Source organism: Pontiella agarivorans (genome assembly GCF_034531395.1).
Taxonomy (GTDB): Bacteria; Verrucomicrobiota; Kiritimatiellia; order Kiritimatiellales; family Pontiellaceae; genus Pontiella; species Pontiella agarivorans.
In genome coordinates, this window is the sequence record NZ_JARVCO010000012.1 from 124,129 (window position 1) to 136,764 (window position 12,636).

The 12,636-nt window shown below is 52.6% G+C and carries 11 protein-coding genes; 4 read left to right on the top strand and 7 right to left on the bottom strand.

What is annotated here, in order from left to right:
* The first annotated feature begins 188 nt into the window (after positions 1 to 188).
* The 4 genes from P9H32_RS13560 (at position 189) to P9H32_RS13575 (ending at position 5,410) form a co-directional block, all read left to right on the top strand.
* Positions 189 to 1,133 carry a LacI family DNA-binding transcriptional regulator gene (locus P9H32_RS13560; RefSeq protein WP_322609444.1) on the top strand — a complete coding sequence of 315 codons (945 nt, stop codon included), beginning with the start codon at positions 189 to 191 and terminating at the stop codon, positions 1,131 to 1,133.
* Positions 1,130 to 2,239 carry a glycerate kinase gene (locus P9H32_RS13565; protein ID WP_322609445.1) on the top strand — a complete coding sequence of 370 codons (1,110 nt, stop codon included), beginning with the start codon at positions 1,130 to 1,132 and terminating at the stop codon, positions 2,237 to 2,239. The genes P9H32_RS13560 and P9H32_RS13565 overlap by 4 nt, the downstream gene beginning before the upstream one ends.
* A 90-nt stretch (positions 2,240 to 2,329) precedes the next feature.
* The gene (locus P9H32_RS13570) at positions 2,330 to 3,610 is read left to right on the top strand and encodes a Gfo/Idh/MocA family protein (protein ID WP_322609446.1); all 1,281 of its coding nucleotides are present in this window, start codon (positions 2,330 to 2,332) and stop codon (positions 3,608 to 3,610) included.
* Positions 3,611 to 3,625: 15 nt separating this feature from the next.
* Complete coding sequence (locus P9H32_RS13575; RefSeq protein ID WP_322609447.1) at positions 3,626 to 5,410, top strand: HEAT repeat domain-containing protein; 1,785 nt, start codon at positions 3,626 to 3,628, stop codon at positions 5,408 to 5,410.
* A 2-nt stretch (positions 5,411 to 5,412) separates the two neighbouring features.
* On the opposite strand, the gene P9H32_RS13580 is transcribed toward P9H32_RS13575, so the two are convergent.
* The 7 genes from P9H32_RS13580 to P9H32_RS13610 all read right to left on the bottom strand — a co-directional run bounded on the left by P9H32_RS13580 (position 5,413) and on the right by P9H32_RS13610 (position 12,593).
* Entirely contained in the window at positions 5,413 to 5,835 is a 423-nt protein-coding gene (locus P9H32_RS13580; RefSeq protein WP_322609448.1) for a SprT-like domain-containing protein, read from the bottom strand.
* 203 nt (positions 5,836 to 6,038) lie between these two features.
* On the bottom strand, positions 6,039 to 6,905 hold the full coding sequence (gene prmC, locus P9H32_RS13585; protein WP_322609449.1) for a peptide chain release factor N(5)-glutamine methyltransferase: 867 nt from the start codon (positions 6,903 to 6,905) through the stop codon (positions 6,039 to 6,041).
* 84 nt (positions 6,906 to 6,989) lie between these two features.
* Entirely contained in the window at positions 6,990 to 8,522 is a 1,533-nt protein-coding gene (locus P9H32_RS13590; protein WP_322609450.1) for a sigma 54-interacting transcriptional regulator, read from the bottom strand.
* Between the two features lie 104 nt (positions 8,523 to 8,626).
* Positions 8,627 to 9,910 carry a polynucleotide adenylyltransferase PcnB gene (gene pcnB / locus P9H32_RS13595; RefSeq protein ID WP_322609451.1) on the bottom strand — a complete coding sequence of 428 codons (1,284 nt, stop codon included), beginning with the start codon at positions 9,908 to 9,910 and terminating at the stop codon, positions 8,627 to 8,629.
* 89 nt (positions 9,911 to 9,999) lie between these two features.
* Positions 10,000 to 10,368 (bottom strand): DUF4186 family protein, encoded by a 369-nt coding sequence (locus P9H32_RS13600; protein ID WP_322609452.1) that lies wholly within the window; start codon positions 10,366 to 10,368, stop codon positions 10,000 to 10,002.
* A 192-nt stretch (positions 10,369 to 10,560) separates the two neighbouring features.
* Entirely contained in the window at positions 10,561 to 11,001 is a 441-nt protein-coding gene (locus P9H32_RS13605) for a GNAT family N-acetyltransferase (RefSeq protein WP_322609453.1), read from the bottom strand.
* Positions 10,998 to 12,593, bottom strand: a complete 1,596-nt coding sequence (locus tag P9H32_RS13610; RefSeq protein ID WP_322609454.1) for a sigma 54-interacting transcriptional regulator — start codon at positions 12,591 to 12,593, stop codon at positions 10,998 to 11,000. Before P9H32_RS13610 ends, P9H32_RS13605 begins: the two co-directional genes overlap by 4 nt.
* Positions 12,594 to 12,636 lie beyond the last annotated feature (43 nt).

Here is a 12,636-nt window from a genome sequence, read left to right on the forward strand (position 1 = left end):
CTGAATTTCATACATTGCAATGTATGAAATTAAAATATCTGTATTTAAAATGGAGTGTTCGGTATTTCATACATTGCAATGTGTGAAATAATAGATTGAAAAATATGCAGGATCAGATGCGGGGTTGAGGCAATATCCTTGCTTTATTTTTCACGAAAACCAAGATCGCGACTATTTGAGGGATATAAATGGCGGTTAGTCAGAAACAGATTGCGGAGCGGGTTGGGGTTTCCATTGCATTGGTGTCGCGGGTGCTTTCGGGCAAGGCGCGCGAGGTTGGGATTGCAGAAACAACCATTAAAAAGGTGATACGGGCGGCGGAGGAAATGGGCTATGTGCCGAGTGCGGCGGCACTGACTCTGAAGGGGAAGGCTTCGCGTACGATTGGTGTGGTGGTTTATGATTTTCGGGATCCTTTTTTTGGGCCGATGATTGAAAAACTGCAGGATTGTGCTCACGAGCAGGATTATTCTTTGGTGATTGCGGGGTTTAAAGGCCGGCATCCGGCGGCATCGGACCTTGCACCACTGCATAAGCATGCGATTGACGGCTTGATTGTTCTGGGTTCGTCGGATGAGTCGGAATGGCTGAACGGTTTTAGTGAAATGTCGGTGGTTCGGATCGGACACCGTTCGGCGGATGATCCGGGCACTTGTATTTCGGTGGATGAAGAAGACGCGGCGAAGCAACTGATGGGGCATCTCATTTCCAGGGGCTGGAAGCGCGGAATTTTTATCGGGGCCAACCTCTATGGCCATTCGTTACGGTATCAGGCGCTGGAAAAAACCGCGCAGGAGCTGGGCTTTGAGCTGGGCCGTCATATTTGGGCGGTGGATGGATTTGAGGCGGGCGAGCAGTCGGTGAAGTCGTTGGGAGATGAGATGACGGCATTGATTTGTGCTAATGATCCGGTGGCGATGGGCGCGTTACGGGCGCTGCACGATTCGGGCAGGAAGATGCCGGTGACCGGATTTGACGATATTCCGGCGGCGGCGCAGTATATTCCTCCGATTACGACGTATCATCAGCCCATCAATGAGATGGTTCGGCAGGCATTTGATGCGGTGGTGCAGAAAAGCGAGCCGGTGCGGAAATTTATTAAAGGTCAGTTGGTTATACGGAGTTCATCATGAAAATTGTAATCGCACCGGATTCGTTTAAGGGGAATATGCGCAGTGCCACAGTCTGTGAAATTATCCGGGAAGCTGTTTGGGCCGAAATGCCGGAGGCTGAAGTGGTGATGTTGCCGATGGCCGATGGAGGCGAGGGTACGGTTGATGCCGTGGTTGAAGCTGCCGGCGGATGTGTTCAATCGTTGGAGGTGACGGGGCCGCTGGGGGGAACCGTTTCGGCAGAATATGGAATTTTACCGGATGGAACAGCAGTTATGGAAATGGCGTCGGCTTCGGGGATCGAGCTGGTGGGGGCTGAGCGGCTGAACCCGATGGAGGCGACGACCTATGGTACTGGCGAATTGTTGCGGCATCTGATTGCTGCGGGTCGGACTTCGATTGTGATGGGAATTGGCGGCAGTGCAACGGTGGATGGCGGTACCGGCATGGCTCAGGCTTTGGGGGTTCGGTTTCGGACGCCGGAGGGGATGGAGATTCGGGAACGTGGCGGAAAGATTCTTCCAATGATTGGAAGTGTGGATATGCGTGAAGTGATCCCGGAGTTGGAACATACAAGAATTCGAGTGGCGTGTGATGTAACAAATCCGTTGACCGGAGCGAATGGTGCGGCGGCGGTTTTCGGGCCTCAGAAAGGGGCGACACCGGAGATGGTGATGCCGCTTGATGCAGGACTTTCCAATCTGCGTAAGGTTGTGGGTACTCCGGAGGCGCCGGGAGATGGTGCTGCGGGCGGGCTGGGCTACGGGCTGCGGGCATTCTGCGGTGCGGAGATTGTGTCGGGGGCGCATTTGATTGCGGAAACAGTGGGTTTGCCGCGGGCTTTGGAAGGGGCGGATCTGCTGATTACGGGCGAGGGACGGACGGATGGGCAGTCGTTATCTGGAAAGTTGTGCCCGGTTCTTGCGGGGCAGGCGCGTGAGCGGGGGGTGAAAAGTCTGCTGGTTTCGGGGGCACTTTTCGGGGTGTTGGATCCGTTTTTAGATGTATTTGATTATGCGTTCAGTATTTCGGCGGGGCATTCATCGATGGCGGACTGTATCAAGTATGCTCCGGCTGATTTGCGGTTTCTGATTCGGAATGTGATGCGGATTTTATCCAATTCTTAGAGTCTTAAATACAAGATTTCTGAGTGCTTTTTGCGTAGAACTGAAACTCTCGAAAAATCGAGTTTTTCAAGAAAGGGTATGATGATGAGTATGAAGACGACCATATCGCGCAAAAACTTTTTGCGTACTTCTGCCATGGGTGCAGCGGCTGTAGCTGCCCCGACGGTAATTCCGTCGAGTGCCATGGGTTTTTCAGGTTTCACTGCTCCGAGTAACCGGCTGGCGTTCGGCTTTGTTGGTTTCGGCCTCATTGTTCAGGGGCATTTCAGGGGCATTCTGGATCGCAAGGATTGTCAGGTTCTGGCTGTGTGCGATGTTGACCGCAAGAAGCGTGAAACAGCACGGGACCGGGTGAATGATAAATACGGAAACAAAGACTGCGAGTGCTATAACGAGCATGAGAAGCTCATGGCGCGCGATGATATTGATGCGGTTTATGTGACGACTCCGGATCACTGGCATGTTCCGATTTCGCTCGATGCTGTGCGTTCGGGCAAAGATGTGTATGTGGAAAAGCCGATGAGTCTGACTATCAGAGAAGGACGCATTCTGGCCGATGCGGTGAAGCGTTACGGTGCTGTGTTGCAGGTGGGCAGCCAGCAGCGTTCGGAGTATTCGTTCGGAAAAGCGGTCGAGCTGGTTCGTAATGGATATATCGGTAAAGTTCATACGGTCTATGCACGGCTGAACCGTTTTCCGGATGGCGTTGTGCTGCCGGAAGAGCCGATTCCTGAGGGATTTGATTATGATCGCTGGTTGGGTCCGACACCGTGGTATCCCTATAACAGAAAACGCGTAGAGGGAAATTACAGCGGTGGCTGGCGTTCTTATTGGGAGTACGGCGCCCGCAAAAACGGAGATTGGGGGGCGCATCATTATGATATTATTCAGTGGGCGCTCGGAATGGACCATTCTGGACCGGAGTTTTTCTTCCCGCAAGGATACGATGATTCTGGTTGTCAGGGCTATAAATATAAAAACGGCCCGATCGTCTACCGTGATTTTCCGAACCAGAAATTCGGCTCGATGATTGAATTTTATGGAGACAAAGGGGCCATTGGTGTTGGGCGCAGTGGAGACCTGAAGTCGGATCCGGGGGATATTAAAAATCTTCCACTGAAACCGCGGGATACCCATTTGGGGGCGTATGAGGGGCATCGTGATAATTTCCTGAATGCCATTAAAACGCGGCAGAGCACCATTGCCAATGTGGAAGTCGGACACCGGACGGCTACGATTTGCCACCTGAGTGCCATTTCGGAACGTTTGAACCGTACGATTAAATGGAATCCGGAAACGGAAGAGATTGTCGGCGATGCCGAAGCCTCAAAGTGGCTGGATCGTCCGCGTCGTGCACCCTATACCCTCTAAAGCGAAAGGCTGACCATGTTTAAAAAATCACTATTGACATTGATGCTCATGGCCGCGGTTTCGCAGGCGGCGGTCAAGGAGCTTATCCCGAATCTTACATCCGATGATCTTCAGGTTCAGACGCAGGCGCGGCTGGATGTGTTGGCGGCCTGTTCGAAGGCCAGTGCACCGGATGCTCCGCAAGGATCCCGCGAGGCGATCTGCAAAGAGATGTGTACTATTCTCGAAGGCGATTATCCAGTGGTTGAAGTCATTCAGCCGGTGCTGAATAATCTGGAGCGCATCGGCGGTGCGGAATCGGTCTCCACGCTGGTGAAACTGATGAACCACAAGGATCCGAACATTCGTGATGACGCGCGTCGTGCACTTGCTGTAAACCCGTCAAACGAAGCTGCTCAGGCGCTGGTGGCTGCGCTTAGAAGCCGTAAGGCACGTTCCCCGGAGACCACGGCCGGACTGATTTATGCGCTCGGTGAGCGGAAACAGGCCGGAGCATCGAAGCTGATTTCCGGTGCGCTGGGTAGTAAGGATGAGGTTGTTTTTATTGCGGCCGTTAAGGTACTGGGCATGCTGAATGAAGATGCCGGTGTTAACGCGCTGTTGGAACGGCGGGCCCAGGAAAAAGGGTTTCGGAAAACTCAGGTGGATGCGGCTCTTCTCTCTACGTTGCGGAAAACGGTTTATACGACTTTTCTGGCTGAGGGTGAACCGGATCAGCTTCGTGCAGCTGCCACGGCGGGATTGATTCTGTCGGGCGAGGTTTCCAGAGCGGTGAAAGCGATGGCCTCAGGCGATACGGCGCAGCAGGCGGGGGTTATTGAGGCTGCAAAACAGGGTCTGAATCCGATCGTAATGGATGTCGTGGCGGAAGCGTTGCCGAATCTTCCGCCTCATAATCAGCTGAAAGCGGTTGTTGCTCTTCAGGCGAGTGGTAACAGGAAGTATGCCGGAAATGTTGAGCCTTTACTGGGATCGGGAGACTGGTTTGTTCAGGCGGTGGCGGCCAATGCACTGGCATCGATTGGTACAGCTGATTCGGTTCCTGCGCTGGTCGCTCTTGGCAGCAAAGATGCACGCCGTTCTTTGGGTAGGCTGAATCTGAAGGGCGTGGATGCTCAGCTTGAAAGGCTGGCGGCTTCCGGGGATTCTAAAAACCGCGAGACCGCTATTGAGGCGTTGGCGAATCGCGGTCGTGTGGATTTGATTCCAACGTTCTTTAAATATGCCGCCGAGGAGGATCGCGGAGTGGCATCCACAGCAGCGAAAGCCATTGCCGGCATTGGAAATGATGCAACGGTTGCTCCGATGGTTGATCTGATGATTGAAAAAGAAAAGGCTCCGGTTTCGCGCGATTTGCTCAATGGTATTGTGAAGATTATGCGAACCTCTCCGGATCAGCGCGGGTTGGTGGATATGCTGGTTGCCAAAATGAACGGAGCAAGTTCGCGCAGTCAGGCAAATATTCTTAAGGCTCTGGCGCAGAGTGGAAGTAAAGCGGCCCTGCCGCCGCTGGTGGAGGCCTGCCGTTCGTCTGATGAAGCGCTGCAGAAAACCGCAATCAAAGCTCTGGGCGGTTGGAAGGAGCGCAATGGGATTGATACGATGCTTGCCCTTGCGGGCGATGATTCCATCTCCTTGAAGGATCATGTTATTCTAATGCGCGGTGTTTCGCGGATTTATGCATCTATCAGCAGCTGGCAGCTTTCTCGCTATAAAGGCGGGATTGAAAAAGCTATTGAAACCTGCCGCCGTCAGGAGGAGAAAGATGCCCTCCAGGCCACGCTGGATAAAGTTAAGTAAGATCAGCGTGCGGTGAAGGGCGTGTAAGCCAGCTTTGCACCGCACTTGCGACAGATCAGTTTTGAATTCCGCTGTTGGACCGTATGTGTCCAGCAGCGGTTTTCGCAGGTAACCGACCATCGTGGTGTCGAAAACTGCAGCCGGTGGGTTCGTTCGCCGGATCCTCCGATTTCAATAGCTTTTGCTTTCCAGACCGCATCGTGGTGATGTTTCCGACCGACAAGTGCGTGGGCGATTTCGTGCAGAAGAGTATCTTGTATTTCTGCAGGAGAGCTGTTTGCGGCATGATCAAAGGCCAGCGTGATGATTTTTTCTTGGTAGTTGCAGCTGCCGGCACGGCGGGTGGAGCGGTCAAATTCAAAGCGCCATGTATAGAGTCCATGCTGCTGCAGTAATGTTGTTGCCAGTGTTTGCACCTGTTCCATTCGCCGAATACGCTCTGTGCATTTTCCAGATGCTGGAACAAGCCGTTCATAGGGTACGCTGTATCGTCCGTTTTCGGTTTGTATCAACGCCCGTCGGGGATTCAGATGAATGAGAACTGCCTGTACTGTTTGTCGGCGATAAGTAAAGGAAACGGCATCACCGCTTTTGAACCGTGCACGCTGTTGGTCGGCAGGGGAGAGCATTAGGGGTTGACTGCTATGGCGATTCTGGGATGACCGGCGAGGTCATGTTTGATTTGGATATTGCGGTATCCGAGCTGATTCAGACAATGAAACACCGCTTCTCCCTGATCAAACCCGAATTCGAGAAAAAGCATGCCCTCCGGGACCAGTACGCTGCGGGCCTGCAGGGCGAGATCTCTAATCAGCTCCATACCTGAAGGACCGGCATCCAGTGCCATTTTCGGTTCATGTTCCCGAACCGATCCGGACAGCATTTTCCAATCCCCGGAAGAAATATAAGGAAGGTTGGCAACCACTACATCGGTACTTTCCGGAGCAAAACGTTCGAGGAGATTGTTCTGCATCCACAGGATCTGTTGCTGCACACCATGGCGCTCCGCATTTTCCTGAGCAAGTTCCAGCGCATCGGTTGAGAGGTCTACGGCTTTAATGGCCGCATCCGGCCGTTGTTTGGCAAGTGTGATGGCAATGCAGCCGGTTCCGGTTCCCACATCGGCCACGGTGGCCGGGCGTTTGTCGGTCATGATCCGGCAGCTGAGGACTTCCTCGACCAGCAGTTCGGTCTCCGGGCGGGGGATGAGCGCACGTGAATCACATTTGATTTCCAGCCCCCAAAACTCGGCGGAGCCGAGTACATATTGCAGGGGTTCGCCGTTCTCAATACGTTTTGCCAGTGGCTCGAGTTGCCGAATCACTTCAAATTGCTGCACGGGGGTTATAATACCGTCGGCCCCGCCGGTATAAATTTCCAGGGGCTTGCATCGGAAAATGTAAGCCAGTAACTCTTCGGTCACGCGCTTGGCGTTGTCGACTCCTGATGCGTTGAAGCGGAACTCCAGCGATTCAACAAGTTGATCAATGTCCATATATTTTCTGTTCCCGGTTTCGGGTTTTCGGCTGCTTAGCGAAGACTTTTGGGGGTGTAGAAGAGCTGCAAATCCGGGCGTGTTCTATTTATAATTTTTCGGATCGATGCCCAGGTTTTTAATCCTGTAGTTGATAATCCGCTGCGTTGCCTGGAGATAGCGTGCAACTGCGGCGGCATTGCCGCGATGTTTTTTGAGTGCATCGATCAGGATTTCGCGTTCGTAGGCTTCAATCATCTGTTTCAGGTTGGCTCCGTTTTCCGGCAGCAGGTTGGTATGCGTCTCATCGCTGGTCTGCAGTGACGGCGGCATGTTGAAGCCATGGATTACGCCATCGGATGAGGTCAGAACCGCGCGCTCAATGCAGTTTTCCAGTTCGCGTACGTTGCCCGGCCAATGGTAGGCCATCATCATATTGATGGCTGACGTTGAAATGCGTTTCATATCTTTGCCGTACATCTCGCCGTATTTCTGCAGAAAGTGGTCGGCCAGCAGCATAATATCCGATTTGCGCTCCCGTAACGGCGGGAGCAGAATGGGAAAAACGTTGAGGCGGTAGTAAAGGTCCTCACGAAACGTATCCTTGGTCATTCCTTCTTCAAGATTGCGGCTTGTGGCCGCCACGATCCGGACGTTCACGGTAATGGTCTCGTTTCCGCCGACGCGCTCGAACGTTTTCTCTTGCAACACGCGGAGCAGTCGAACCTGTACCGACGGAGAAATATCGCCAATCTCGTCGAGGAAAATCGTTCCTCCATTGGCGAGTTCGAATCGGCCTTTACGTTGCTGCTGTGCTCCGGTGAATGCCCCTTTTTCATGGCCGAACAGTTCGGACTCGATCAGATTTTCGGGCAGCGCGGCACAGTTGACGCTCACAAAGGCGTTGTTTTTGCGCGGACTGTTGAAATGAATGGCGCGTGCAATGAGCTCTTTTCCGGTACCGGATTCGCCGCGCACGAGAACGGTTGCGGCACTGTCCGCCACCTGAACAATCTGTTCGTAGATCATCCGCATGGAGTTGCAGTTACCGACCATGTTATCGATACTGTAGCGGTCACCAAGCTGGCGGCGCAACATTTCATTTTCCGATGCCAGCGCATTGCGCTCTTCAATTTCTTCGCGGATGGTTGAGACGGCCGAGGCCAGAATCTGCGCAACATGCTCCAGAAAGAGGGAGTAGCCTTTCAGTTCCTCTTCGGCCGCTGCCGGCACGTCGATGCTCATGGTTCCGATGACTTCTTTGTGGTGAATGATCGGGACGCATAAAAACGCTGTTTGTTTGTCTTCGCGAGCTTTGGTGCGGTTCAGGAACTCTTCTGAACTTCTGATATCGGGGACGGTTTCGGCCTGTCCGGTCTGCGCGACCCTGCCGGTGATTCCTTCGCCGAGTTTGTACTGGCCGCGGCGCATTTCACTTTCGGATAAACCGCTGGAAGCCTCGATGTTCAGGATATCGGTTCCGGACTTGCGCAGGGTAAGGGTTCCGCGCAACACGCCCATATCGGTTTCCATAATACCGAGCACTTCGTTCAGCAGTTCGGAAACGTTGTGCTGGCGGGAAGAAATGGTCTGTGATATTTTGTATAGAACCTTTAGTTCTTTTTCGCTCTGATTCATTTTTGCATCCTTATTCGGGCGGCTGTTATATTCAGTCAAACCGGAATACAAAAATGTATCTGAATAGATGAAGCGTACACAAGTGTGTTTTTAGATTATTTGCCTTACTCGATTGGTATTTCGGATTTTGTTTGCGGTTTCCGCGAGCCTTTGCCTTTTCTGGCCGGACTTATCTGTGGCGTACTTTTTCGCAATTCGGTCCAGTATTCGAGCAGTTCTTCATCACGGCCGTGCGCTTTGGACGAAAATTTAAAATAGAGGAAGGCATCAAGAAATCCCTTCGACTGAATGAAACGCTGGGGTTTTCGGCCTTTGGTCCGGTGGAAGCGCGCCTGATTGCTCATGATATCGCAGATTTGGTAAATGGCCGTTTTGGGAACACGCACGTTTGTGCACATGTCTTTAAGATGGCTCTGGACGGCATTCCGTGCGGCCTCGTGCGAGCTCATACCGCGTTCCACCAGCTGATCGATCAGAAATTCGTGATATTCTCCGAAAATCAATGCAAAAAGCAGGGCCGGGTGAACCCGGAGTCCGGCCCGCCGCCACCGGTCCATTTGTTCGAGCGTCTGGTAAACCCAGTCATGGCGGACTTTGTCTTCATCGAGCCAATGCGAAAAATCATGAAACATCGGGTGCAGCAGATTCGTTTTTTCCAGCCACTGGAATACCGCTTTGGCATGACTGCAGAAAAAGAGTTTCTGTACCTCTTCATACATGCGGGACGGTGCAGCATGTTTCAGCAGGTCATTATTCCTGCAGATTGATTTTAAAGCTTCTTCTTCTATGTCGAATCCGAGTGATCCGGCGAAGCGTGCAGCCCGGATCATTCGGACCGGATCTTCCGCGAATCGTTTGTCGGGCTCGCCGATGACCCGGATAATCCGGTTCTCAAGGTCTTTCAGTCCACCGGCATAATCGATCACCGAAAAATCGGCTATGTTGTAGAAGAGGGCGTTGATGGTGAAGTCGCGGCGCATGGCATCTTCTTCGGGTGTTCCCCAGATGTTATCGCGCAGGACCATGCCGCTTTCTTCAATGCGCAGTGTGTTTTCGCCGTGAAGCGTTTCATTGGGGTCTTCGGGAACCGGTGCACGGAAGGTGGAGGTTTCGATAATCTCTCCGCGGAAGAGAATGTGTGCAAGACGAAAACGGCGGCCGACCAGTCGGCAGTTGCGGAACATTTTACGGATCTGTTCGGGGGTGGCATCTGTTGCCACATCAAAATCTTTGGGATTTCGGTCCAAAAGCAAATCGCGTACACCGCCGCCCGCAAGGTAGGCCGTATAGCCTTCGTCTTTCAGGTGGTAGAGCACTTTAATTGCTGCAGAGCTGATGTTTTTCCGGCTGACCTTATGGTCAGCTCTTTTGAGAATAATTGGTTCCATAAAACGCGTAAGGATATGCAATGTCACCGTTCTAAAAAAGAAAAAATCCACGGAGTGTGGATTTTTCGGGCTGTTGAAGGGGTGGGGTTCTAATCAAGATGCTCCTCAATCCACTTCAAAATGACATCCACAATAATGTCCACTTCGTCTGCGGTGAGTTCCCGGCCTTTTTCATAACCGAAAAATTCTTCAACGGCATCGCGGTCGTTACAGCCGCAGGCGTGCTGGGCAATAAATACCGGGTGACCTTTGGTGGGGGTCTGACGTCCGTCGTTTTTCGGGTTGGCAGGGGCCAGGCGTTTATTCACGAAGTCCGTTGCATGCAGTCGGAGAATGTCCATTCCTCTGGAAGTAACGTATTCCTGTTCCGGTTCTCCCAGCATAAATTTTTCGATGCGCCCATCTTCAGTTAATTTTTTTTTGAGTGCGTTCCAGTCCTTATCAGATATTGTAGCCACGTTATTATTCCTCACTTTTCTCTTCACCTAACCCGCACAGCATAAAAAAGCTGTGGTGCGAGCGCAAGTCTGCTGAGGCCTAAAATCTCGTAAAAAATACTACGGGTTTTGAGAGTCGTCAATTTTCCGGGTAGAATGGGGCCTGCTATGGGCAAAGGCGGAGCGGTTAACCGGTCGGGTTTGGGCGCTGCATTAAAGATGTTTCATCCAGCTGATAAGGTTGGTTGAATGCCAGCCCTGGCGGCGGTAAAAACCAAGTGCGGGGTTGTTGTCGCGGTCTGCGAGCAGTTGAAGGCGGGCCAAACCGCGTTTGACCGACCATTCCTCCAGCCGGCGCAGAAGTGCTGCACCGATGCCGCGCCCGCGGTAGTTCAGATCAACGACCACGTCTTCCACCACGCCCACCTCACATCCTTTTGCGGTGGAAATATGAGTTTGAATCGAGCACATGCCGACCACATGTCCGTCGAATTCGGCGAGAAAAATCTCCGCGTCACTGCGTTCCAGCAACAGGAGGAGGCCTTTAGTCTGCACGGCAAAGTCGGGCGAAAAATCCACTTCAATTGCAAAGAGCTCGTGGAGCAGTTCTGCCATAACGGGGATGTCGTCCTCAGTTGCCGTACGTATTTTCATTGCCGGGGAGTCCTTTTTCTTCTGCGTTTTTTAAATAGCGTTTCGTAATCGATATCCAGTTTCTGGATTTTATAGCGGACCATGCGTTCAGTAATGCCCAATTCCCTGGCTGCCGCGCTGATGGTTCCCTTGTGTCGCTTCAGCGAGTCGACAATAAGATCGCGTTCCAGCATGGCCACACGCGCTTTCAGGGTATGATGATTGCTGCCGGTGGCGGCAATCGCGACCGGCGTCTGCAGGGTCGGTGGAAGATCGTGACCATGAATCACTCCGTCCTCTTTGCCCATGAGGACGGCATACTCAATGGTATTTTCCAATTCGCGGACGTTACCCGGCCAGTGGTAGGCCATCAGCATATTGATGGCGGGGGTGCTGATACGCCGGATTTCGACGTCCATCTGGGCGGAATATTTCTGCATGAAAAAATTGGTCAGCATCAGGATGTCGTCTTTGCGTGCGCGTAATGCAGGAAGATAGATCGGGAAGACATTAATGCGGTAGAAGAGATCCTGGCGAAAGGAGTTGGTGTTGATCTTTTCTTCAAGGTCGGCATTGGTGGCGGCGATGATGCGCACATTGGCTTTCCGCTGTTCATTACTGCCGACTCGTTCATATGTTCGTTCTTGCAGAACGCGCAGCAGTTTGACCTGGATGGTGGGGGAGAAGTCGCCGATTTCGTCGAGGAACAGGGTGCCGCCTTCGGCTTCCTGCACTCGTCCGATACGCATCTGCAAGGCTCCGGTAAAGGCTCCTTTTTCATGCCCGAACAATTCTGACTCGAGAAGGTTTTCATTTAATGCCGCGCAGTTGATTTTCACAAACGGCTTATCCGATCGCGGGCTGCTGTAATGAATGGCGGAGGCTACCAGTTCTTTGCCGGTTCCGGATTCGCCGCGGATTAGCACGGTGGTGTCAGTTGCTGCAACCTGATGGATCCGGGTGTACACCTCGTGCATCTCACCGGAATTGCCGATCATATTCTGCGGCTGGAATTTTTCGCGCATTGCGGAGCGCAGTCGCAGGTTTTCAGATTCCAGAACCTCGCGTTCCATGCGGGCGGTTCGGCGGGCCATGACATCATTCGCCACCATCGTGGCCACAATAGAAAGGAAGCGCATCAGTTCGTAAAGGGCATGTTCGGTGAGGGCATCGCAGTCGACCGAAAGTGTGCCCACCGTAGCCTGTTCAACCTTGATCGGCACACAGATGAAACTCAACGGCCGATCCGTGCGGTTATGCAGCCGTCCTTTGAAACGCGGTTCCTCCGAAACCAGCGGCACCATCTTTGGTTCGCCCGTATCGAGCACCAGCCCGGTAATACCTTCTCCGCGGCGGTACGCCGCATCTTCGGCTCGCTGCACGTTCTGATCTTTCACCGCCTCAACGCGCAGTTCCCGTCCGTCCGCAGTCAACAGCATAATAGTGCCATGCTGTACACTGCGGCTTTTTTCAAGAACGTCGATTACTTCGAGGAGAACCTCTTCCTGCTGAGATTTCGAAGAGAGGGTGCGGGCAATTTCAGCGAGCGTTTCGAGTTCCTTGATATGACGTTCGTCACAGACGACTGGGTTATCAAACTTACATTTTGGCATTTGTTATGTGTCATTTCCGAATTTATTAATACATTTATGTTTT

Coding starts and splice junctions, on each gene's coding strand:
- P9H32_RS13560 (WP_322609444.1), top strand. CDS start 189: ATGGCGGTTAGTCAGAAACAGATTGCGGAGCGGGTTGGGGTTTCCATT.
- P9H32_RS13565 (WP_322609445.1), top strand. CDS start 1,130: ATGAAAATTGTAATCGCACCGGATTCGTTTAAGGGGAATATGCGCAGT.
- P9H32_RS13570 (WP_322609446.1), top strand. CDS start 2,330: ATGAAGACGACCATATCGCGCAAAAACTTTTTGCGTACTTCTGCCATG.
- P9H32_RS13575 (WP_322609447.1), top strand. CDS start 3,626: ATGTTTAAAAAATCACTATTGACATTGATGCTCATGGCCGCGGTTTCG.
- P9H32_RS13580 (WP_322609448.1), bottom strand. CDS start 5,835: ATGGAACAGGTGCAAACACTGGCAACAACATTACTGCAGCAGCATGGA.
- prmC (WP_322609449.1), bottom strand. CDS start 6,905: ATGGACATTGATCAACTTGTTGAATCGCTGGAGTTCCGCTTCAACGCA.
- P9H32_RS13590 (WP_322609450.1), bottom strand. CDS start 8,522: ATGAATCAGAGCGAAAAAGAACTAAAGGTTCTATACAAAATATCACAG.
- pcnB (WP_322609451.1), bottom strand. CDS start 9,910: ATGGAACCAATTATTCTCAAAAGAGCTGACCATAAGGTCAGCCGGAAA.
- P9H32_RS13605 (WP_322609453.1), bottom strand. CDS start 11,001: ATGAAAATACGTACGGCAACTGAGGACGACATCCCCGTTATGGCAGAA.
- P9H32_RS13610 (WP_322609454.1), bottom strand. CDS start 12,593: ATGCCAAAATGTAAGTTTGATAACCCAGTCGTCTGTGACGAACGTCAT.